Genomic DNA, 24,934 nt, shown 5'->3' with positions numbered 1-24,934 from the left:
CTTTTTTACTTAATTTTTTAGAACGAACAATAAAATGTTGTCTATTTTCGCTCGGCTTCCATGGATGCACCGTGCCCTTATCGCTCTTTTTAGCGCTATTATCGTCATCGCCTTGTTTTTGCCCGAGCCTGAAGACTTACGCCAAGATGAGCGCCAATATCAAATTGGCAAAGCGTACCCACTCTCAATCGACCCAACGGCACTCACGTTAGAAACGCGCCGCTCCAATCTCGCAGTGCTGCGTTGGGATAAACATACTGTCGGGTCAGGAGACAGTATGGCATTGCTATTCCAACGCGCAGGTTTGTCGTCTCGCCTACTGTACCAACTCACATCAACCAGCAAAGAAATCGCCAATCAGTTAACTAAGGTTCGTCCTGGAGATTCATTTTTGTTTGGGTTTGACGGCGATAATGAACTTGTTCAAATCAAACGCCAGCTTAGCGCATACGAAACCTTCTTAATAACCAAATCAAGTGATGGATTCACCTCAAGCATTGATAAGAAGGAAGTTCACTACCAATATAACTACGCGAGCAATGTCATTACTTCCAACTTTTGGAACGCTGGGGTTGGTGCAGGGCTAACGGCAAATCAAATCATGGAACTGGCGGGGATTTTTGGCTGGGATATCGATTTTGCGTTAGATATTCGTAAAAATGATTCGTTTGAAATCCTTTATCAAGAGAAAGTGGTCGAGGGTGAAGTCGTTGGCCGAGGCAAGATCATGGCCGCTATTTTTACCAACCAAGGCGACACTTTTAAAGCCATCTTAGATGACAAAACGGGCAACTACTACGACGAAAACGGTCGAGCAATGAAGAAAGCCTTTTTGCGCTCACCACTCGATTTTCGCCGCGTAACATCCAACTTTAACCCGACACGTCGTCATCCAGTGACAGGTAAGGTTCGTGCTCATAGAGGCACCGACTATGCAGCGCCTGTTGGTACGCCTATTTGGGCGGCTGGCGATGGTACCGTTTTAAAATCTAGCTACAATCAGTTCAACGGTAACTACGTGTTTATCAAACACAGTAATACATACATTACCAAATACCTTCATTTGACCAAACGAACGGTAAAAACAGGTCAAAGGGTCAAGCAAGGGCAAACCATAGGTACCTTGGGTGGCACAGGTCGTGTAACCGGTCCGCACCTACACTATGAGTTCTTGGTCAATGGGGTGCATAAAAACCCTAGAACGGTGAAGCTACCGCAATCCAAATCATTGACGGGTAAAGCAAAAACAACCTTCATCGCCAATGCCGAGTTAAGGTTGGCGAAACTAGAGCGTTACAGTAAGCTACTGGCAACTGAGTAAAAATAACAAAGCCCCGCATACTCGCGGGGCTTTGTTTTTATCTTGCTTATTTCGCTTCAGTTACCGTATTGGCCTCATCTTCCACCTTGTGCTCACGCCCTAACATCAATAGACATGGCGTTAAAACTAGGGTTAGTACCGTCGCAAATGCCAAGCCTCCCGCTACAGCCGTCGCGAGTTGGGACCACCATTGGGTACTTGGCGCACCAAATTCTATCTTTTGGTTAACCAGGTCAATATTCATCTCAAGTACCATAGGTAACAGGCCAAGAATGGTCGTCACCGTAGTTAGCATCACAGGTCGTAAACGCTGCACGCCAGTTCTCAAAATCGCATCTCGCTTGTCTAGCCCTCGGCGACGCAATTGGTTATAGGTATCAATTAAGACAATGTTGTTGTTGACCACAATCCCCGCAAGAGCAATCACACCGATGCCCGACATAATAATGCCAAACGGTTTTTGGAATACCAATAAACCAACAAACACCCCAACTGTCGAAAACAGAACGGCAGAAAGAATAAGAAACGCTTGATAAAAGCTATTAAACTGAGTAATCAGAATAAGCGCCATAACCACTAAAGCAACCAAGAACGCATTTTGCAGAAACGCCGACGAGTTTTCTTGCTCTTCATTCTGACCTCGAATCTTAAACTCGACGCCATCAGGCAGATCTAACTTGGCAAGCTCTTGCTCGACCTTCGGCAGCTCAAGTGCCAAGTTATACCCTTCTTTGATATCAGCAAAAATGTTGAGCACGCGATGACCATCAATACGGCGAATTGTATCTTGCTTATGGTCAGGCACAATACTGGCAAAGTTGGTGATGGGTACCATGCCTGCGGCTGTTTTGACTTTAAGCTGATCGAAACGGCCAATGTCACGCTTGTCTTCTGGGTAACGCACCAAGATATCTACCTCTTCGGTTGAGTCATCTGGCAAGTAATCCCCTAACTTCAAACCATTGGTGACAAACTGGACCGTGTTGCCCACTAACGTCGCGTCCGCAGCAAAACGAGCAGCATCATCACGACGAATGTCGATTTGCCAATCGATCCCCGCTTTACTCGAATTATCACTAATATTGGTAAATGCGGCATAAGAGTCTGCCCAGTGACGCACCAGTTTCGCGGCACTATCTAGCTCACCAGGAACGCGCGTCGACATCTCAATCACGAGATCATGTTCAACTGGCGGCCCTGCATCTGGGAACTTGTATTCTATTTCGACACCTGCGTATTGGTCGGTTGTCAGCTTCAACTCGTCAATGATGGTTTTGACTTTACGTCTATATTGCCAATCCACAGGAGTGATCTGTATTTGACCAATTTGATCATCCCCTCCGGTGCGAGTGTAGACGCTTTCAAATTCATCGTGACCAAGCATTACCGACTCAATATCACGCATGATGACGTCTTTCTCATGGATAGAGAGATCGCCATAAGAACGCACTTTTACCGTGAAGAATGGCGGATCTACCTCTGGGAAAAACTCCGCGCCTAACCCCGCTTTTGCATAAGTAAAGCCAACCGCGATGGCGAGCAATATTGCACTCAACAAAATTTTGAACGGATGTCGTATCGCGATATCTAGGGTATGGAAGTAAAGTTTCGTTATCCCAGTCGCTTTGGTGTAGTCGCCATCATGCAGTGCGAGCATTTTTTCGCGTTGTTGACGCGTGACATTTTGCGGTTTACCAATCAAGCTGCCTAGAACAGGGACAAACAACAACGCCATCGCAAGGGATGCGGCCAATGTAGCAATCAGCGTCAGCGGCAAATACTTCATAAATTCGCCCGTGATGTCCGGCCAAAAGAGCAAGGGCGCAAAAGCCGCTAGTGTTGTCGCAGTGGAAGCGGTGATCGGCCAAGCCATTCGTTTCGCCGCGTCTCGGTACGCCTCTCGCCTTGGCGTGCCTTCTTGCATTCGCCTATCGGCAAACTCCGTCACAACAATCGCACCATCCACCAGCATACCAACAGCCATAATCAGCGAGAAAAGCACGATAATATTGACCGTCAAACCAAACACCGACAGCACTAAAAGCCCCGTCAAGAATGAGCCTGGAATGGAGATACCCACCAAAAGCGCCGTGCGGACACCCAATATCGCGATAATGACGATCACAACCAAAATGATCGCAGACAGGATATTGTTTTGCAGATCGTTAAGCATCATCTTAACGTCATCAGATTGATCCCAGGTGTATTTAACCAATAAGTTACTTGGCCAATCTTCTCGCTCCTGAGCCCCCTGCATAACAGCTTTAATAAGCTCCACCGTCTCGATGATATTTTCACCGGACCGCTTTTTAACATCCAGCACTACCGCCGACTTACCATCTAAACGGGCAAAGCTCTCTGGGTCTCGAAACGCTCGGCGCACCGTGGCCACATCGCCAAACGTAATGACTTGTTTGCCGTCCACTTTGACGGGCAACTCTAAGACATCTTTTAACGAATCGAAGACAGATGGGACTTTGACAGAAAAACGTCCATAACCGGTATCCACAAAACCCGCTGCGACAACACGGTTATTAAGGGCAATTAAGTTATAGATATCAGCTTGATCAAGACCGTAGCTCTCCATGAGCAATGGATCGACAATGATCTCTACAATATCTTCTCGATCCCCAGCGATATCCACTTCTAAGACCTGACGATAGCCCTCAAGCTTATCACGCAGTTCTCGTGCAATTTGAACTATGGTTCGCTCTGGGACCGTACCGTATAGAACAACGGTTAACGCGGGCTCTTCCGATGCAAGAGTGACTTCATTAACGGTAGGCTCATCACTATCCGCAGGCAATTTAGGTTTAGCGAGATCAACCGCCTCACGGACATCGGCCATCGCTTTGTTAAGATCAACACCAACACTAAACTCAAGCATTACAGACGCGTGTCCTTCAGATGCTGTTGAGGTCATCTCTTTGACACCTTCAATCGATCTTAGCTCTTGTTCAATGGGGCGAACCAGTAATCTCTCAGCATCCGTTGGGGAAATACCTTGGTGACCAACCGATACGTAGATAATCGGAATGGTAATGTCTGGGCTCGATTCTTTGGGAATCGTAATATAGGTTAACACGCCGGCGATCAGAACAAAGACGAGTAACACCAACATAGTCCGCGTGCGCGACAAGGCCGCATCAATTAATGCAAACATAACGACCTCCTAGTTACAACGATTGTTCAACGGCAATGACGCGATCACCTTCGCGAACAAAACCTTGTCCTGTGGTGATGATCTTCACCTGCTCACCGAGTCCAGTGAGCCAAACCCCATCCTGTTCTGCCTTCACGAGTTGGATAGGGACAAAATGGACGGTTTCTTCAACAAGAGTTTTCACGCCTAGATTGCCAGAATCGTCCAGCGCTAACATGGCAGGCGTGAGTTTAATCGCTAGCTTTTCTTTGAGATTCAGTTCTACTTCCGCACTAATCCCGGCTGGGATACGCTGCTCAGGATTGCCGAGCACAATTTCAATCGGAAACGTATTGGTCGATGGTGAAGAGACTCGAGAAATGTAACGCACTTGACCTGCCGTATTCTCACCCGCAATAAAGCGAATCCGAGCGCTTTGCCCAAGCGTTAAATCTTGAATATGTCGCTCACTGACATCCGCTTCAATGATGATTTGACTCAAGTCGATCAACGATGCAACAGGATCGCCCACGCCAACAAAGTCACCACGCTCAATAAATAAGTGTTCGACAATTCCGGAAAAAGGAGCGGTTACTGAGGTGTTTCGCAACGCAATTTTTGCATTACTTACCATTGCTTTGGCTTCTACGAGTGCCGCTTGAGCATTGGTATAGGCAACCTCACCTTGTAACCCTCTGTCTTTTAAAGATTTGGCCGCGTTAAACTCTTTCTCGCGCACTTTGAGCATTGCTCTAGCGCGCTCTAGTTGAATATCAAGATCGCCTTTGTCTATCAATGCAATCACTTGGCCTTGTTCTACACTTTGCCCTTTTTCCACTTTTAGCTGGATGATTTTACCGGCAATTTCAGCCCCCAACTTAGCCTCTTTATTCGGTGCAGTGCGCCCATACAATTCGATAGATTTATACGTTTTTTGAGCATTGAAGGTTTGAAAAGCGACTTTGGCAAGCGGCACTTCTTGTGATGATTTCTCTGGACCTGATTCTTCGGCCTTTATCGCGCCTAAGCCAAGCCAAAACGAAAGGATCAGAACGATGATTATTGAGACGATGTAGGGACGAGCAGCAATAAAGCGGGTAAATGAGAAACTAGCCATAACAATCCTTTGTTTTTATTTTCACCATCAGGGGCGTTCAAATCAGGATATAAAGTAACCAGTTAAAAATAAATTACACTTGGACAGTAATTTAGCTTAGATCTCAGTTTCTGGATTAATAACTCAATTAAAAAAGGCTGCAGATGCAGCCTTTAGAAAACGCTAGTCAATAACAGCTTAAACGCTGAATGAAGCTCCACAACCACAAGTGGTTGTCGCATTTGGATTATTAACAAAGAAGCGGGAACCCTCTAGCCCTTCGGTGTAATCAACTTGACCGCCAACTAAGTATTGCAGGCTCATCGGATCAACCACTAGGGTAACGCCGCTATTAACGATCGTGGTGTCACCTTCATTGACACTCTCATCAAATGTAAAACCGTACTGAAAACCACTACAGCCGCCACCAGTAATATAAACTCGCAGTTTTAAGTTTGGGTTTTCTTCTTCAGCAATCAACGCCCCCACACGCTTAGCGGCGGCATCTGAAAATGTTAGTGGTATGTTTACTTCGCTCACGATGACCTCTCTCAGTGGTGAATTTCCAGAGCGCATCTTCTGCCACTATCTGGAACATCATCTTTAGTATTAATACCGGGATTATCTAATACCTGAGTGAAGCGTTCAAGTATTCGCCACATGGGAAGCGTTTTTTTAGCCAAATTACCTGCTATTTGGTGCCAAAGTACTCAGAATGTGCTGCAAAGCGTTTTATTGAACGGGAATCGACAGGTACAATGCGAGCCAAATTGGTCCGAGCAATCAAAAGAGGATATCCCATGACCAAATCAGCAGACTTATTCGAGAAAGCACAGCAAACCATTCCTGGCGGTGTCAACTCTCCAGTGCGTGCTTTTAACGGCGTTGGCGGCGCTCCAATTTTTGTCGAGCGCGCAGATGGCCCTCTTATTTTTGATGCTGATGGTAAAGCGTATATCGACTACGTTGGTTCTTGGGGACCAATGATTCTCGGTCATAACCATGCGGTCATCCGTGAAGCCGTGATCGATGCCGCTCAGCGTGGCCTTAGCTTTGGTGCACCGACTGAAATGGAAATTGCGATGGCTGAGCTTGTGTCTGAGCTAGTACCGTCAATGGAGCAAATCCGCATGGTGAGCTCTGGTACAGAAGCGACCATGAGTGCGATTCGTCTTGCTCGCGGCTTCACTGGTCGTGACAAAATCATGAAATTTGAAGGCTGTTACCACGGCCATGCAGACAGCTTGCTAGTAAAAGCGGGATCTGGAGCCCTAACACTGGGTCAACCAAGCTCTCCGGGTGTGCCTGCTGATTTTGCTAAACACACACTTACCGCTACTTTCAACGACCTAGATTCGGTGCGTGAGCTGTTTGCGGCTAACAAAGGCGAGATCGCATGTATCATCGTTGAACCGGTTGCAGGCAACATGAACTGCATCCCTCCTGTAGAAGGCTTTCATGAAGGTTTACGTCAAATCTGTGATGAAGAAGGTGCACTACTGATCTTTGATGAAGTCATGACGGGCTTTCGCGTTGCACTAGGTGGCGCTCAAGGTTACTACAACATCAAGCCAGACCTAACAACACTCGGTAAGGTCATTGGTGGCGGTATGCCAGTGGGTGCGTTTGGCGGACGTAAAGAAGTGATGCAGTACATTGCACCAACTGGTCCAGTTTACCAAGCAGGTACACTATCAGGTAACCCGGTCGCTATGGCTGCTGGTTTTGCTTGTCTGAACCTTCTAAAAGAAGAAGGCAACGAAAAACGTCTTGCTTCTAAAACGAAACAGTTGGCTGATGGCTTTAAAGAGCTAGCCGATAACCATGGTATTCCACTGGTGGTTAACCAAGTTGGTGGCATGTTCGGTTTCTTCTTTACCGACCAAGAAACCATTACCAGTTACGAAGACGTGACTAAGTGTGATATCGAACGCTTCAAGCGCTTCTTCCATCTGATGCTAGACCACGGTGTTTATCTGGCACCTTCTGCTTTCGAAGCAAGTTTTACGTCTCTTGCTCATGGCAGCAAAGAGATTGAAGCGACATTGGAAGCCGCAGATCGCTGTTTTGCCATCCTAGCTAAAGAAGCGTAATCGCAATAAGCAAATTATGAAGGCTGCCTTTTGCAGCCTTTTTTATTGCCAATGAATAACAACCAACACAATTAAGCCGAGTAAAACGATGCGAAACCAAGGAATCACGCGCCTCGTTTTTTGCTGCTTTTCACAACCTTTATCATTATTACAGCACCCCATAGTTTGACTCACCTCTGATACTCATTTGATTCTTCGTTGATAACTGCCTGTTTTAAAGCCATTATACTGATACAACGTCAAACCTTTGGACAAAATCGTGTCAGATAAAGTGAAAATCACCTCCAGCCATTGGGTTCTCATTACCGCTCTTTTGGCTGCTGGTTTTGCCTGTTTTCTATTGGTCGAACCGTATATCAACTCTATCGTTATGGCATTCATTATCTCTCTACTCATGTTTCCTATTCATGAGTGGATCGAAAAGAAGCTACCAAACCATCCTAATATCTCGTCCTTACTCTCATGTGTGGTTTTAACCTTCATTATTGTTGTGCCACTTTTGTTTGTGTTTGCTGCAATCGTGCAGCAAGGCTCGGCTTTTTCGCAAAATGTGTACCAATGGGTTACGCATGGTGGGATCCAAACCCTCTTTGAACACCCTTGGGTGGTGAAGGGTTTATCGTTGGTTAACACCTACTTGCCATTTGATACCGTTGAACCACAAGAAATTGCCCAAAAAGTTGGCCAATTCGCCACGACATTCGGCAGTAATCTCGTCGGTATCAGTGCAAAGATTTTGGGCGATGCAACCAACTTCTTGATGGATTTTTTCCTGATGTTGTTCGTTCTTTTCTTCTTGCTCCGCGATCACGATAAGATCATCAGCGCCATTCGTCATATCTTGCCACTCTCTCGAAGCCAAGAAGACAAGCTGCTTGATGAAGTAGAGCAAGTGTCAAAGTCTGCCGTGATGGGTTCATTTTTAACCGCTATCGCGCAGGGTATTGCGGGGGGAATTGGGATGTGGCTAGCCGGTTTCCCTGGACTGTTCTGGGGCACCATGATGGGCTTTGCGTCTTTCATCCCTGTGGTCGGGACCGCTCTAATTTGGATCCCTGCAACTGTCTACCTCTATTTAACCGGTGATAGCACTTGGGCCATCTTCCTTGCCATTTGGAGCATTGCCATCGTTGGCTCAATCGATAATCTACTTCGCCCGCTACTGATGCAGGGCAGCGGTAACGCTGGCATGAGCACCCTAATGATCTTCTTCTCACTGTTGGGCGGCTTACATTTATTTGGCTTAATCGGCCTTATCTATGGCCCTTTGATCTTCGCTGTCACCATGGTTTTGTTCAATATCTACGAGGAAGAGTTCAAAGACTTCCTCGACCGACAAGATCAAAACTAACCGCTACCAGTTGGTATCAACGGGGGATTATGCGAAAATCCCCCGTCTTTAATTCTTGGTAGAGTCCCTCTATGTCTGCTTATATCGCACCGAGTCAAATCGCAGAGCGTCAACTTGCATACTTTGCAGGAAAGCACGTGCTTGTCGCTGGCGAAGCCGAAGATCTGTTTCCTGTCGAACTGGCCAAACATTGTGAATCCGTGAGTGTGTTCACCACCAACTATGGTTACTACCGCCAGCTCGAACCATACGATCATATTACTCGTGTATTTGGTGCAGAGTTTACTCAAGAGACTCAAGCCGACATGGTGCTGCTTTATTGGCCAAAAGCAAAAGCAGAAGCAGATTACCTACTCGCAATGCTGATGGCTAAACTTGGCACTGAGACAGAAATCGTCGTAGTCGGAGAAAACCGCTCTGGAATAAAAAGCATTGAAAAGATGTTTAAGCCTTATGGGCCGATAACCAAGTTTGATTCCGCGCGTCGATGCTCATTCTATTGGGGAAAATGCACTGAGCAGGTAAAACCGTTTGTGATGTCTGACTGGTTCAAGAGCTACCAAGTCAGCTACAAAGCGCACAACTTAACCATAAAAAGCCTACCTGGTGTATTCAGTCATGGCCAGTTTGATGTGGGCAGTCAGTTGCTCTTGGATACTTTGCCAGCATTGACAGGAAAAGTGCTAGATTTCGGTTGTGGCGCCGGTGTGATTGGATCAGTAATGGCGACACTTAACCCAGAGATCGAGCTCGAAATGTGTGACATCAGCGCGCTCGCAGTTGAGTCGAGTAAAGCGACCTTAGCGGCAAACCAACTATCAGGTAAGGTGTTTGCCTCGGACGTGTATTCTGACACCAGTGATGACTATCAGTTTATCGTTAGTAATCCGCCCTTTCATGCAGGTCTGGACACTAGCTACAGTGCAACCGAAACCTTACTCGCCACAGCGCCTAAACAACAAACGAAACAAGGTGAGCTTTTTATCGTTGCCAACAGCTTCTTGAAATACCCGCCCATTATTGAACAAGCGTATGGTAATTGCGAGACGCTAAATAAGACCAACAAGTTCACCATTTACCACGCCCAAAAATAGTCTCTAAGCCCCAGTTACTCGACCATAACTGGGGCTTTTATAAATAATTACCGATAAATTTGCGCCTTTCTCCACGCTTTAAATGCGACTTACTTGTCAAAGTAAAAAAACTCGTTAATTTTGTCAGATTAGGAATCAACGTTTTTCACTTTGCTCTTCAGGCAGCATGGTCCCTGCACACCTAGACCCTTCTCTGCTTGAGAGCCGCATTGCCACGGAAAGTCTATTTTCATCATGTTTAAGTTGTATCGCAAACAAAGATTCAAGCGTCTTCAGAATACGCTGATGTTCGCGTTTCTTGCGCTAAGCATTACGCCGCTGACTATTACAGCTATCTTTTTCTTACAATCTCACACCACCGATCTACAAGAGCAGAGCACGTCGCACCTTGTCTCTGTGCGCGATAGCAAGCAGCAACAAGTGGTGGATTACCTGTATGCTAAAGAATCCGAGGTGATGGGTTTTGTCCGCTCCGAGCTCGCGTATGCCAGTGGCGGACGTTTTTATGGCTTAGTCAATGCTTTCCAAAGCTTGGGGCTAGATATTGAAAGCGCGCGCGAATATGCACAAAAGCGTTACATTCAAGGATCTGGCGATCAAATCAAAACGTCTATCCTGCCTCAATCAAACATTTTCAACGGAACAGAACGTTATCGTCTACTGCACAAACGCTACCACTGGGCGTATCTAGAGCTTTTGAAGCGCTCCGATTTTGACGATATTCTGTTGGTCGATAGAGATGGTAATGTCACCTATTCAATCTTCAAGTATGACAATTTCGGTACTAACCTACTTACTGGGCGCTATAAGGACGCCAATTTAGGTCAATCATTTAAGAAGTTGCGCGATTTGGTTACAGAAAAACGCAAAGCGAATGAAGACTTCACCCCAGTATTGATTTCCGACTTCACTCAAGAACAAGGAAAGTCGGTTGCTTGGTTGGGAGCACCGATTATTCAGCAAGGATATTTGCACAGCTACGCGATGTTCCGCTTGCCAAACAATGGCATCACCAAACTGATTTCAGACACCAACAATATTGCCTCAATGAAGACGTTATTGGTGGGACCTGATTACCAGTCACGAACATTGGCTTATCAAAAAGAAGATATCGAATTAAGTAACGAAGTTGTCACTCTCGCACTGAACGGCTTAACCAACGTCGGGACTTATACCAACACTGCCGGCGAAGAAACCATCGCAGCATACAGCCCAGTATCGCTAAAAGGCATCGATTGGGCGTTGGTTGTTGAAGTGCCAGAAAGTGTCGCCTTCGCGCGTGTTCACCAGCTCGAAAAACTGTTTGTTGCCGCCATGCTGATTGCGATTGTACTCGTGGTCATGGCGTCTCACTACCTATCCAACTTTATTACTTCCCCATTGCTCAAATTGACGTGGGCTGCAGAAAAAGTCTCAGCTGGAGACATGGATGCAGACATGATCAACATGGAAAGAAAAGATGAAATTGGACGTTTGGCTGTAAGCTTTGAACGGATGCAGCGTTCCATTCGTGAAAAAATTCAATTGATCAAACAGCAAAATGAAGAGCTAGAGAGCAACTTACAGCTTATCCAAAAACAGAATGATGAGTTGCAGTTAGCCAACAAACTGAAAGATGAGTTTCTCGCCACAACCTCTCATGAGCTGCGTACACCACTGCACGGTATGGTGGGGATCGCTGAAGCACTCATTTCAGGCGCTAATGGCCCTATTACCGCCGATCACAAGTACCAGCTCGATATCATCATCAGCAGCGGACAACGCTTGGCGACCCTCGTCGATGACTTACTCGACTATCATAAAATGCGTTATGGCAACTTAGATATAGAAACCAGCGCGGTCGATTTATCTGGCTCAACCCGCTTGGTACTTGAGCTCTCTTCTCATCTGCTGGGCAACAAGCCACTGCGCATTATCAATCAAGTGCCAGAAGAGCCGGTTTGGGTGAGTGCGGACCCTCAGCGTCTTGAGCAAGTCCTGTACAACCTGATTGGCAATGCGATCAAATACACTTCAGAAGGGAAAATTGTTATTTCCGCGACTGTGGTTGACAACAACATTCGCGTTCAAGTCGTCGATACTGGCCAGGGTATTCCTGCAGACCAGCTCGACCACATCTTTGAGCCGCTGATTCAAGCAGGCAACGATGCCAGTCGCTACCGACAAGGTGCTGGCCTTGGGCTATCGATTAGCCGACAACTCATTGAGCTAATGAAAGGCTCTTTGTATGTCAGCAGTCAACCAATGGTTGGAACCACGTTTAGCTTTACGCTTCCGATAGCAACAGAAGAACAAATTGCTTCAGCGAGTCAATTCGACAGCCCACATTTCCAAGCACCAGAAAGCACAGACATTGAACTAGCCGAGGTGACCAACGTGCCTGTGAACCCTGATGGGCCGCTGTTGCTGGTTGTGGACGATGAACCTGTCAACTTACGGGTCTTGGATAGCTTCCTCAGATTAGAAGGTTACCGCGTTCAGACAGCCAAAGATGGCCTAGAAGCCTTCGAAAAACTGGAAGCAGAGAAGCCGGAGCTGGTATTACTCGATATTATGATGCCAGGCATGAGTGGCTATCAAGTGTGTGAGAAACTCCGCCAAGATTACGATCACGCGCAGCTGCCTGTCATTATGCTAACCGCGCTAAATCAGGCCGACGACCGTCTTCGTGGCTTCGAGGCGGGCGCGAACGACTATTTGTCTAAGCCGTTCAATAAACAGGAGCTAGCCGCTCGTATTCGCGCGCACCTAACCGCGAGTAAAGCCGAACAGCGCAGAATTGAAAACCAACAGTTACAGCTAGAGCTCAAACAACGCGCTTTAGTCGAAGCGAGTCTGCTTGAAACGCAAGGGCGACTTCTCGAGCAGCTTGAAACCGCGCCTGAAGCCATTATTTGTGTTCGTGAGGACAACAAAATACGTTTTGCCAACGAGGCAGCTTCAAAGCTGTTCAAGCGCTCGACGGAGCAACTTAAGCGTTCATCGGCCGAAGAGCTTATCGCACCGAAATTCCTCAATATCACTCAGGATCACTACTGCGGAACGATAGACGTGTATGTTGAAGATGTTAGACAGCACCTTTCTACAGACATTCTCAAACTGCCAGAAGGCTCTGGACTGCGCTCCATTTATATATTCAATGTCGGTGGAAGCATCAATGCCAGTCGAATCAATAATCTTGAAACGGCGATTGAAGCCCTATCAAGCTATGCTTTCGATGGTGATAAAGCCAAGCTGCAAGAGCTCAAAGAGCTCGGTGGCGAGTTCACTCGTCTCGCGGATAAGGTTTCTTCAGACAGCAAACCCAAACAAGAGGTGATGCGTGAAATATTGGTCGATGCAATGACTAACGCGTTGGAGTACTGGGAAAGCGTTACAGGAGAAACCAAATTTGCCTTTGCAGAGAAGAGCGGTTTGTGGCGCGTTTATCTTGACCGAAGCACACTTCAGACCCGAACGCTTGATAAATACTTGCGTATCGAAACCCTACCTAAAACCCCTCGTTGGAGAACGGTATTGAGCTCTCTAGATTACATTCTGGAGCACTGTAACGAACAAAGCCCACAACGCGCTCATATTGAAGGGCTGCGCAATAAGCTACAACACTTACTGACAAGTTAACCTAGCGATACACATAAGATTAAAGCCTGCACTTAGCAGGCTTTTTTGTTGCTAGTAGCCGTTACCCCTACACACAAAAATCTCTTTTTACGCCCCGTAAAACAAGCCAGGTTCTCTACGATTTTGATGCTGATAATTTTATGTTTCCTATAAAAATTATCGCGTTCAAAGCCCAATTGACGTAAAAACAATCTATATTGAGAAGCCAGTCACAACAATACGGCAGATTTTATTTAATCCAATTAATTAACACTACAAACCATAAGTGATTAAGATCTCACATCGCCACACTTCGTAGAACAGCCATAAATTACAACAACCAAAGCCTAAGTAAGCACTAACATACAAATACAATACGGAAAGTCACTGCGAGTCAGATCACGCAACAAAATTTGTACAAGATGCTTCTAGTTTGAGCACTATTAACGTTATTGACGAGAAACATGGCACTTTTTACGTTTTTAACGGGAAATCCAATTGCGAAAATTGACGTTAAAGTGTTTTCTTACTGTGCCTAAGGCCTACAGGCCACTCTAAAGATTGTGCGTCTCCTCCGGAGTGCAATCCAAAGTAGAGGTAGGCCTTAGAGAGTGTTTATCAATTGATGACATTCCATTCCATAAGTGAAATGAAAGCAAATAGTAAGGAACAGCTATGCTTGCCAACATTAAAAAAACAGCACTAGCAACAGCAATTATTGCAACAGCAACAACTGGATTCGCTTCAGTAGCGACTGCAGCTGAGCGCAGCGAACTGACTGTACACCCTAAAGAGTTTACAACCTTCGTTCGTAACTTTAACCCATTCTTGGGTGCAACGAACCTACATACTACAACGGACTTCATCTACGAGCCGCTTGTTGTTTTCAACGAAATGCACGGTAACACGCCTGTATTCCGTCTTGCTGAAAACTTCAAGATGTCTGATGACCTAATGAGCGTAACTTTCGATATTCGTAAAGGCGTGAAATGGTCTGATGGTCAAACGTTTGATGCAAATGACGTAGTGTTCTCTTTCAACCTTGTTAAGGAAAAACCAGAACTTGACCAAAGTGGTATCAACTCTTGGGTAACTGGCGTAGAAAAAGTAAACGACTACCAAGTTAAATTCCGTCTGACTGAAGCGAACTCTAATGTTCCTTACGAAATTGCAAAAGTACCTGTAGTACCTGAGCACGTATGGAAAGACATCAAAGATCCTGCATCATTCACTAACGAAAACCCTGTAGGTTCTGGTCCTTTCACAGAGATCGACACATTTACAGCACAACTTTACATCCAGTGTGCAAACCCGAACTACTGGGATGCAGACAACCTAGATGTTGACTGTCTACGCGTTCCACAAATCGCGAACAACGACCAATTCCTAGGTAAAGTTGTTAACGGTGAAATGGACTGGACTTCATCATTCATTCCTGACATCGACCGTACTTACGCAGCAGCTAGCCCTAACCACCAATACTGGTACCCGCCAGCAGGTACTCAAGCGTTCGTTGTTAACTTCAAGAACCCAGATGCAGCGAAGAACGAAGCGCTAACTAACGTAGACTTCCGTCGCGCGTTCTCTATGGCTCTTGACCGTCAAACTATCATCGACATCGCGTTCTACGGTGGCGGTACAGTGAATGACTTCGCTTCTGGTCTAGGTTACGCATTCGAAACTTGGTCTGATGAAAAAACTCACAGCAAGTACAAAGGCTTCAACACGTACAACGCTGAGGGCGCTAAAGAGCTACTTAAGAAAGCTGGCTTCAAAGACGTCAACAAAGACGGCTTCGTTGACACTCCATCAGGTAAGTCATTCGAACTTCTAATCCAATCGCCAAACGGCTGGACAGACTTCAACAACACGGTTCAACTTGCTGTTGAGCAACTTGCAGAAGTAGGCATCAAAGCAAAAGCTCGTACTCCAGACTTCTCTGTGTACAACCAGGCAATGCTTGAAGGTACGTACGACGTAGCTTACACAAACTACTTCCACGGTGCAGATCCACACACTTACTGGAACAGTGCTTACAACTCAGCACTTCAGTCTGGTGATGGTATGCCTCGTTTCGCGATGCACTTCTACAAGAACGATAAGCTAGATGGTCTTCTAAACAGCTTCTACAAGACAGCTGACAAGCAAGAGCAGTTAGATATCGCTCACGGCATCCAGCAAATCATTGCTTCTGACCAAGTGACAATCCCTGTAATGTCTGGTGCTTACATGTACCAATACAATACAACTCGATTCACTGGTTGGTGGAATGAAGAAAATCCAAAAGGCCGTCCAAACATTTGGGCTGGTATCCCAGAGCGTCTACTACACGTACTGGACCTAAAACCAGTTAAATAAGTAGTTGTTCTAACTATGCGGCATACATTCCGTATGCCGCAAAATCCCCCACTCTTTCATAAGTTTGTCAAATGGCGCCAGTCGTCAGGGGATTGTTCGCTCTAAAATTTGTTTTCGCTAGAGCGACCTGAAACCAGAAACAGGGAAAATCTGGGTGAGTAAGGTGTGAGTTATGGGTTATTTTTTAAGACGTTTGTCGTTCTATTTGGTCGCATTATTAGTTGCTGCGACATTAAACTTTATTATTCCTCGAGCAATGCCAGGTGACCCAGTCACCATGATGTTTGCGAACGCTTCAGTTCAAGTAACACCAGAACGTATTGCTGCAATGAAAGAACTTCTAGGTTTTGTCGATGGCGGCCTTTTCGTTCAGTACATTGCCTACATGAAAAATGTGCTTAGCTGGGAGCTAGGTACGTCAATTCAGTTTTACCCGCTTTCAGTAAACAAACTGCTTGGTGGTGCCTTTGGTTGGTCACTATTCCTAGCTGGTACAGCGGTAATTCTTTCATTCTCGTTAGGCTCTATCCTAGGTATCTTCGCTGCATGGAAACGTGGTAGCAAATACGATGCATTTGTTACACCGGGCATGCTGATTATTCAGGCAGTTCCTCAAGTTGTTATTGCAATGCTAGCGCTATTCATTTTTGCAATTGGCTTGAAATGGTTCCCGACCGGTTATGCATACACCGCAGGTACAGTGCCAGATTGGACAAGTTGGGCATTTATTAAAGATGTCGCTTACCACGCCGTTCTTCCTTTGTTCTGTGCGTCTATCGTTCAGATTGGTGGCTTCTTGGTTAACATGCGTAACAACATGATCAACCTTCTCGCTGAAGACTACATCACGATGGCAAAAGGTAAGGGCCTCAGTGAAAACCGCGTAGTCTTCAACTACGCAGCACGCAACGCACTGCTTCCAAGTGTCACTGCACTTTCTATGTCGCTAGGTATGGCAATTGGTGGTCAACTTATCGTTGAAATTATCTTCAACTACCCAGGTTTAGGTACCGTACTACTGAACGCGATACATGCTCGTGACTACCAGGTGCTTCAAGGCCAATTAATCATTATGACGCTGTTCATGCTGTCATTTAACTTAATTGCAGATATGGCTTATGTCGTTCTAGACCCTCGCCTACGCAAGGGAGGTAAATAATTATGAAACAACTATTTCAGCTAATTCTAAGCAATGCCTACGCTCGTATCGGTCTAATAATTGTTTCTCTTTTCTTACTGATGGCCATTTTTGCGCCAGTGCTTTCAAAGCATGCTCCAGATAAGAGAACAGGTAATCCACATGAATACCCAGGCTTTGTTGTCAAATCAGCACAAGCGAACCCTGATGGTTGGGTCGCACAAAATCTAGCTACAGACCGTCGTACCATGATCATGTCTAAAAAAGCAGACCATGTTTTGGGTACTAGCCGTATGGGTCGCGATATTTGGTCGCAACTTGTTCACGGCGCGCGTATTTCTCTAGGTGTTGGCTTCGGCGCAGGTATTACGGTTTGTTTCCTAGCCACGGTAATCGGTATTTCAGCAGGTTATTTCGGCGGCCGTGTTGACGATGTGCTCACTGCAGCAATGAACATCATGCTGGTTATCCCTCAGTACCCACTCCTATTTGTTCTCGCAGCCTTTATCGGTGAGGCAGGGCCACTGACCATTGCCATTATCATCGGCTGTACCTCCTGGGCATGGGGAGCGAGGGTAATACGCTCGCAAACTCTCGCCTTACGAGAGAAAGAGTTTGTTAAAGCAGCAGAAGTGTTGGGCGAATCGTCTTTCCGTATCATCTTTGTTGAGATTCTGCCAAACCTTATCCCTATCGTTGGTGCAAGCTTCATCGGCTCTGTTATGTACGCAATTGGTATGGAATCCATTATCTCATTCTTAGGTCTTGGTGACCCAAGTACCATCAGCTGGGGCATCATGCTGTACAACGTACAAACATCGTCAGCAATGCTAATCGGCGCTTGGTGGGAAGTACTTGCTCCATGTTTGGCTCTTACTGTTCTTGTAACTGGTCTAGCTCTGCTTAACTTCGCAGTTGATGAAATTGCTAACCCGCAACTTCGTTCACACAAAGGTATGAAGCGTTGGAAGAAGCTAGCTGCACAAGACAAGAAAGAACGTACGCCAGACCTACCACCTCAAAATGCACTTTGGAGCGGAGATAAATAATTATGACTGCACCACTTATTTCTATCCGCAACCTTTGCGTGGATTACATTACTGATGCTGGCGATGTACGAGCTTGTAACAATGTCAGCTTTGATATCGCCCCTGGTGAAGTGTTTGGCCTAGCTGGTGAGTCTGGCTGTGGTAAATCAACCGTTGCCTTCTCACTGATGCGTCTTCATAAGCCGCCCGCGTTTATCACTGGTGGTGAGGTTATCTTCAATGGTGAAGATATCCTCAAATACAGCGATGAACGCATGCAAGCGTTCCGCTGGAGTGAAATGTCGATGGTATTCCAAAGTGCCATGAATGCATTAAACCCAGTACTTACAATGGCAGATCAGTTCTGTGACGTAATCATGCGTCACACGAACATGACCCGCGAACAAGCACTAAAACGTGCAGAAGGTCTGCTGGAGATCGTAGACATTCACCCGAGCCGTCTAAATGATTACCCACACCAGTTCTCTGGTGGTATGCGCCAGCGTTTAGTGATCGCAATTGCGCTCGCACTGAACCCTAAGATGATCATTATGGATGAACCAACCACGGCTCTGGATGTGGTTGTTCAACGCGAAATCCTGCAAAAAATCTATGCGCTTAAAGAAGAGTTTGGTTTCTCTATCTTGTTTATTACGCACGATATTTCTTTGATGGTCGAGTTCTCTGATCGTATCGGCATCATGTACTCAGGCGAACTGATTGAAGTTGCCCCATCAAAAGAGATATTGGAAAGCCCTTACCACCCTTACACGAAAGGGTTGGGTAGTTCTTTCCCTCCATTAACTGGCCCTAAAACGAAGTTGACCGGTATCCCAGGTAACCCTTTGAACTTATTAGAAGTCCCTCAAGGTTGCCGATTCCAAGCACGTTGTGACCGCGTCCATGAAGCATGTACACGCGTTCCTACTCAACTTAGACAGATTGAGCCAAATCGTTTCTCTAATTGTCATCTTTACGGTGACCCAATTGCTCAGACTAAGCTCTAGCAACTCACTGAGAAATAATAAAAAAGATTACTGGAGACAATTATGAGCAAAGAATTTGGCCAGCTACTAGTGGAAGGAAAAAACCTAGTTAAGGATTTTCCTATCAACAGTAACTCCTTAAACCAACCAATGATGCGTGCCATTAACGATGTGTCATTCAAAATGTACAAAAGCCGCGGTCTATCCGTCGTTGGCGAGTCAGGCTCTGGCAAATCCACGACAGCCAAAATGATCGCGAAAATGTACGCACCCACTGACGGCATCATTGAGTACAAGGGTCGTGACATCCAAACGATTGACTCTCGCTCAGACCTAATGGCGTACCGCGAAGGTGTCCAGATGGTATGGCAAGACCCGTTTGGCTCATTAAACCCAACACATAACATCTTCCACCATATCTTGCGTCCGTTGCTGATCCACAAAAAAGTCGATCCTCGCAACAAAAAGGAGCAGGAAGAGCGTGTCTATGACTTACTCGAGCAAGTGGGTCTTATTCCGCCAAAAGAGACAGCGCAAAAGTTCCCTCACCAGCTATCTGGTGGTCAACGTCAGCGCGTCAACTTAGCTCGCAACATTGCGGTAGGTGCAGAAGTTGTGTTGGCCGATGAGCCTACCTCAATGCTTGATGTGTCGATTCGTGCGGGTGTACTTAACCTAATGGAAGAGATGAAGTTTGAGAAAGAGATGTCTCTACTCTACATCACTCATGATATTGCGACGGCACGCTACATCGCCGAAGACCTAGCGGTTATGTATGTTGGACATATGGTGGAATGGGGTGATACCGAAGAGATCATCCACGATCCACAGCATCCTTATACACAGCTATTGGTTTCTGCGGTACCCGATCCAAGCAAATCAATTCACGAGAAATTGAAAGGCAACAAAGGCGAGATTCCACTCTGGACTCCGCAATCCCTTGGTTGTCCATTTGCAGGTCGATGCCAACATGCGACAGACAAGTGTAAAGAGAAATTACCTGAAGTCACTCAGCTATCAGACAACCACTTTGTTCGCTGTTACTTATACGAAAACTAAAGACCACGAGCCAAGCCCGAAAGGTCTTGGCTCGATAACATCATAATAACTCATTCACCACTCGGAGATTTTAATGCTGCTACTTACTAACCATATTGGTTATGAAGCCCTTGGTCCAAAGCAAGCTGTACTGATGACCAGAAAGCCGCGCCTATCGACTACCACTGCGCTATTGGTGTGTGCTGACAGCCATCAAACAGTTGCTAACTTTAGCATTGAGAACGGAACGCAGGTTGCTCGTTGGCACCAAGGGAATTTTTTTCGCATTGATTTCTCCCAGTTTACTCAGGCAGGACGCTACTACCTGCGTGTCGATAATCTCCGTTCTGAGATCTTTAAAATTGAGACAGGCGTTCTTTTCGACACCACGCTATCGGATGTTCTGCACTACTTTAAGTCCCAACGTTGTGGTGGGAGTTTTGACAAGCAAGATCACACCATTCCACTTCTTGGTAGCAACACCCATGTAGACGTCCACGGAGGTTGGTACGACGCATCAGGCGATGTCAGTAAGTACCTGAGCCATTTATCTTATGCCAATTACCTGAACCCTCAGCAGACTCCTATCGTTGTTTGGAACTTACTCAAAGGCCTCGAATTGGTCGCTCATGATGAGAATGTAGCCCTATTTACCAAAGTACGAATGATGGAAGAAGCCCTGTTTGGCGCTGACTTTCTTGTACGAATGCAAAATGAGCAAGGTTTCTTCTACATGACTGTGTTTGATAAATGGTCAAAAGACATCAAACAACGCGAGATATGTGCGTATGCCACTCAGGAAGGACACAAATCTGAAGATTACCAAGCGGCATTTAGACAAGGTGGTGGGGCATCTATCGCAGCGCTGGCGGCGGCGGCTCGTTTAGAAGAAAGTGGCGAATTTTCGACGCAAGACTACCTTACAGCAGCCGAAAAAGGCTACTGGCACTTACGCGAGTTTAACCTTCAATACCTCAACGATGGTGAAGAAAACATCATCGATGAATACTGCGCGCTGCTCGCAGCTGTAGAACTTTACAAAACAACGAACAAGTCAGAGTACCTGACTGAATGTCGAGACTGGGCAGCGAAACTTCAGCTGCGTCAACAGTCAGATGAAAACTTCGCTCACTACTGGTCTGCCAATCAAGATGGGGCTCGACCTTACTACCATGCGGCAGAAGCAGGACTGCCTGTTATTGCTCTTTGCGCTTACCTCGCGGTTGAAACCGATAATGCGCTTAAACAACAGGTTCAAACAACCATCTCGCAAAGTATTCAATTTGAACTAAACATTACTCATTTGACGGCAAATCCATTTGGCTATCCGCGCCAATATGTCAAAGGGGTCAACGAGTCGAAACGAGACGCTTTCTTTGTCGCTCACAACAACGAGACGGGCTACTGGTGGCAAGGCGAAAACGCTCGTTTAGGTTCACTCTCAACCATGGCCCTGTTTGCATTACCTTACATCGATGACATCCAGACACGCCAACAATTGCTTCGTTTCTCACAAGACTCTATCAACTGGGTGCTCGGTCTAAACCCTTATCACATGTGCATGCTGGATGGACACGGCCACAATAACCCAGACTACTTACCGCAATATGGTTTCTTTAACGCCAAGGGTGGAGTTTGCAACGGTATTACTGGCGGCTTTGAGGATGAAGAAGATATCGCATTCAACCCTCCAGGACAGAAAGACGACATGCTGCAAAACTGGCGCTGGGGCGAACAGTGGATTCCTCATGGCGCTTGGTACTTGTTGGCCATCATCGCCCAGTACAACCATTTCAGCCAACAGGAGAAAAAATAGATGACACTTTACTATGTTGGTATTGATGGCGGAGGCACCTCTTGCCGAGCTCGAATTCGAGACGAAAACGGAAACTGTATTGGTGAAGCCAAAAGTGGCAGCGCCAATATTCTACTGGGGATTGACGTTGCAATGACATCTATTGTCGATGCAATTACTCAAGCGGCAAAACAAAGCGGGTTAGATGAATCTCACTTTGCTCGTATGCACGTTGGTTTAGCCTTAGCAGGTGCAGAACAAAAATCAGCTTGGCAAGCCTTTATGTCCCTCAATCATCCATTCGCTTCATTAGTATTAAATACCGACGCTTACGGCGCATGTGTTGGTGCACACAACGGCGATGAAGGCGCTATTATGATCGCTGGCACGGGATCATGCGGTATCTACCTCGCACAAGGCGAGCAACATGTTGTGGGCGGCCGAGAGTTTCCCATTTCCGATCAAGGCGGAGGCGCTGTCATGGGCTTACGTCTTATTCAACAAGTCTTGCTTGCAGCCGATGGCATCGTCGAGAAAACACCGCTGGCAGAACATGTCCTGAATCACTTCAATCAAGATATCGATCAAATCGTTGAATGGTCAAAAGGCGCTCTACCTAGAGATTACGGTCAATTCTCACCTGCAATTTTTGAACACGCCTACCAAGGCGATTCGCTAGGAATCAGCATGTTGAAGCAGACAGCCGCCGATGTAGAGATGTTTCTCATCGCGCTTAATCGCAAGGGTGCAACGCGAATCTGTCTAATGGGAAGTATTGCACAGCGAATTAAAGCGTGGCTCTCCCCTCCTGTTCAAAGCTGGATTGTCGAACCTCAGTTTGATGCGATTGAGGGTGCTCTCATGTTTGCGGGGAAACCCGAACATAACCTGTATTAAGGGCGAAACTATGAGCTTTCGTGTCGAACTCGCCGTTTTGTCTGAGCAGAAACAATTCTGCCGCTTTGGCTTAACGGTACACAATTTAACCGATCAAGATCTGACAAACTGGCAGCTCCAGTTCATCATCGATCGCTATATCCAGCCAGATAGCTTTACTCATGGTTCGGTTGAACAAGTCGGCAGTTTCTGTCGCGTTACTCCCGACACGCCTATCTTGACGGCTAACCAACACTACTACTGCGAGTTTAGCATTGGGACTGCGCCACTGCGTTTTTACACTGATGGACTTAAAGATGCGCTCATTACTACAGATGAAGGCACAGTTACCTACCCGGCGACTCTAACGCCTATCGTATTGGCCTCTCCGTACCGGGAGCGTAGTGAACTGCCGGACACCGTTGCCTCCGATCTAGCCTTGATCCCAAAACCAAATCATATAGAGCAGCATGATGGCCATTTCCATTTATCGGCCTCTAGCCAAATCACGCTGCAAGCCTCTTTAGCCGAAACGGCGGCGACTTGGCTACAACAAGAACTCTCCCAGCTGTTTAACTTTGAGGTTCAAACCATTGGTCAGAGTGACATTTTATATCGTAATAACCCAACGCTGGATGAGGGAGAATATCAGCTGACTGTCTCAGGTTCTGGTGTTCGCCTAGAAGCAGGCTCAAGTATCGGTTTTGTCCACGCAAGCGCGACCTTGCTGCAGCTGATTCAAGTGAATCAGAACCAAACTTTATCAATTCCTTATATCAAGATTTGCGACACACCGCGCTTTAAGTACCGCGGTATGATGCTCGATTGCGCTCGCCATTTCCATCCGATAGAGCGAGTGAAGCGTCTCATCAATCATCTTGCACACTACAAGTTCAACACTTTCCATTGGCACCTAACGGACGATGAAGGCTGGCGACTAGAAATCAAAGCCTACCCTCAATTAACCGAAATTGGTGCTTACCGTGGGACTGGCACACCAATCGTCCCTCAATACAGCCACTTAAACAGTGTGTATGGCGGGTACTATTCACAACAACAAGTGAAAGAAGTGATTGCTTACGCTGCAGAGCGAGGCATCACGGTGATCCCTGAGATAGATATTCCTGGCCACTGTCGCGCCGCGATTAAGTCTTTACCGCATCTACTGCAAGATAACGAAGACCGCTCTCAGTTTCGCAGCATACAGCACTACACAGACAATGTGCTAAACCCAGGTTTACCGGGTACCTATGAGTTTTTAGATACTGTTCTGGAAGAGGTCGCGGAGCTATTCCCTTCTCAATGGATCCATATCGGTGCAGATGAGGTACCTGATGGCGTGTGGCTTGAAAGCCCTGCATGTCAGAAGCTCATGTTTGATAACGACTATCAGAGCGCGAAAGAGTTGCAAGGTCATCTCCTGCGTTATGCAGAGAAAAAACTTCGCACTCTAGGTAAACGAATGGTGGGCTGGGAAGAAGCTCAACATGGCAACAAGGTGAGCAAAGATACCGTCATTTACTCTTGGTTGAGCGAAGAAGCCGCACTGAATTGTGCGAAACAGGGCTTCGATGTGATTCTCCAACCAGGTCAGTCAACGTATCTCGATATGACCCAAGATTACTCTCCTGAAGAGCCTGGCGTCGATTGGGCTGCCGTCATCCCTCTAGAAAATGCGTATCGATATGAACCTCTCGCAGAAATCCCTGATAGCGATCCGGTAAGAAAACGCATTCTCGGTATTCAATGTGCGCTTTGGTGCGAAATCATTAACACACAACAACGCATGGACTACATGGTCTTCCCTCGTTTGACGGCCATGGCAGAAGCCTGTTGGACAAACAAGCCTCAACGTAATTGGGAAGATTATTTATCCCGACTAAAAGGACACTTGCCACTTTTGGAGCGGCAAGGCGTCCAGTATCGCCAACCTTGGAAATAACATCTGGATTAATGACTCGTCATTAACAGTTTTCACTAGCTTTAAAGTTTTGGCTACCAAAGTGGTAGCTTGGTAA

The 24,934-nt window shown here is 46.4% G+C and carries 16 protein-coding genes; 13 read left to right on the top strand and 3 right to left on the bottom strand.

Translation table 11 applies throughout. The annotated features are described in order from the left end of the window. The first annotated feature begins 34 nt into the window (after window positions 1-34). The gene (locus tag ACUALS_RS02710) at window positions 35-1,321 is read left to right on the top strand and encodes a peptidoglycan DD-metalloendopeptidase family protein (protein WP_038191271.1); all 1,287 of its coding nucleotides are present in this window, start codon (window positions 35-37) and stop codon (window positions 1,319-1,321) included. 46 nt (window positions 1,322-1,367) lie between these two features. Here ACUALS_RS02710 and ACUALS_RS02705 read toward each other — a convergent pair whose 3' ends face one another. The 3 genes from ACUALS_RS02705 to erpA form a co-directional block, all read right to left on the bottom strand. After that, complete coding sequence (locus ACUALS_RS02705) at window positions 1,368-4,484, bottom strand: efflux RND transporter permease subunit (protein ID WP_454448802.1); 3,117 nt, start codon at window positions 4,482-4,484, stop codon at window positions 1,368-1,370. 13 nt (window positions 4,485-4,497) lie between these two features. After that, window positions 4,498-5,580: an efflux RND transporter periplasmic adaptor subunit gene (locus tag ACUALS_RS02700; protein WP_454448801.1), complete on the bottom strand. Its 1,083-nt coding sequence runs from the start codon at window positions 5,578-5,580 to the stop codon at window positions 4,498-4,500. Between the two features lie 177 nt (window positions 5,581-5,757). After that, on the bottom strand, window positions 5,758-6,099 hold the full coding sequence (erpA, locus tag ACUALS_RS02695) for an iron-sulfur cluster insertion protein ErpA (protein WP_038137912.1): 342 nt from the start codon (window positions 6,097-6,099) through the stop codon (window positions 5,758-5,760). Window positions 6,100-6,359: 260 nt separating this feature from the next. Between erpA and hemL the strand changes: the two genes are divergently transcribed. From hemL to ACUALS_RS02635, 12 genes are all read left to right on the top strand, one after another. Beyond that, window positions 6,360-7,652: a glutamate-1-semialdehyde 2,1-aminomutase gene (hemL, locus tag ACUALS_RS02690; protein ID WP_005474311.1), complete on the top strand. Its 1,293-nt coding sequence runs from the start codon at window positions 6,360-6,362 to the stop codon at window positions 7,650-7,652. A 259-nt stretch (window positions 7,653-7,911) separates the two neighbouring features. Then, the gene (locus tag ACUALS_RS02685; protein WP_038137559.1) at window positions 7,912-9,003 is read left to right on the top strand and encodes an AI-2E family transporter; all 1,092 of its coding nucleotides are present in this window, start codon (window positions 7,912-7,914) and stop codon (window positions 9,001-9,003) included. A gap of 71 nt (window positions 9,004-9,074) precedes the next feature. Next, window positions 9,075-10,097, top strand: a complete 1,023-nt coding sequence (gene rsmC, locus ACUALS_RS02680) for a 16S rRNA (guanine(1207)-N(2))-methyltransferase RsmC (RefSeq protein ID WP_454448800.1) — start codon at window positions 9,075-9,077, stop codon at window positions 10,095-10,097. Between the two features lie 234 nt (window positions 10,098-10,331). Then, a complete protein-coding gene (locus ACUALS_RS02675; protein WP_454448799.1) occupies window positions 10,332-13,718 on the top strand; it encodes a response regulator in 3,387 nt (1,128 codons plus the stop codon). Between the two features lie 654 nt (window positions 13,719-14,372). After that, window positions 14,373-16,055 (top strand): ABC transporter substrate-binding protein, encoded by a 1,683-nt coding sequence (locus ACUALS_RS02670; RefSeq protein WP_331398798.1) that lies wholly within the window; start codon window positions 14,373-14,375, stop codon window positions 16,053-16,055. Between the two features lie 172 nt (window positions 16,056-16,227). Beyond that, window positions 16,228-17,214: an ABC transporter permease gene (locus ACUALS_RS02665; protein ID WP_005474325.1), complete on the top strand. Its 987-nt coding sequence runs from the start codon at window positions 16,228-16,230 to the stop codon at window positions 17,212-17,214. A 2-nt stretch (window positions 17,215-17,216) separates the two neighbouring features. After that, a complete protein-coding gene (locus ACUALS_RS02660; protein ID WP_454448798.1) occupies window positions 17,217-18,242 on the top strand; it encodes an ABC transporter permease in 1,026 nt (341 codons plus the stop codon). A gap of 2 nt (window positions 18,243-18,244) precedes the next feature. After that, window positions 18,245-19,228, top strand: coding sequence for an ABC transporter ATP-binding protein (locus ACUALS_RS02655; RefSeq protein WP_005474318.1), 984 nt, complete (start codon window positions 18,245-18,247; stop codon window positions 19,226-19,228). Between the two features lie 42 nt (window positions 19,229-19,270). After that, window positions 19,271-20,266, top strand: coding sequence for an ABC transporter ATP-binding protein (locus ACUALS_RS02650; protein ID WP_005474333.1), 996 nt, complete (start codon window positions 19,271-19,273; stop codon window positions 20,264-20,266). A gap of 73 nt (window positions 20,267-20,339) precedes the next feature. After that, window positions 20,340-22,061, top strand: a complete 1,722-nt coding sequence (locus tag ACUALS_RS02645) for a glycoside hydrolase family 9 protein (protein WP_454448797.1) — start codon at window positions 20,340-20,342, stop codon at window positions 22,059-22,061. After that, complete coding sequence (locus ACUALS_RS02640) at window positions 22,062-22,937, top strand: N-acetylglucosamine kinase (RefSeq protein ID WP_334475093.1); 876 nt, start codon at window positions 22,062-22,064, stop codon at window positions 22,935-22,937. Between the two features lie 10 nt (window positions 22,938-22,947). Continuing rightward, on the top strand, window positions 22,948-24,858 hold the full coding sequence (locus ACUALS_RS02635; protein WP_454448796.1) for a beta-N-acetylhexosaminidase: 1,911 nt from the start codon (window positions 22,948-22,950) through the stop codon (window positions 24,856-24,858). Window positions 24,859-24,934 lie beyond the last annotated feature (76 nt).

The sequence above is a fragment of the Vibrio sp. NH-7 genome, from assembly GCF_053643215.1.
The sequence above is the reverse complement of the archived record's forward strand: the minus strand, read 5'-3'. Positions and strand labels throughout refer to the sequence as shown.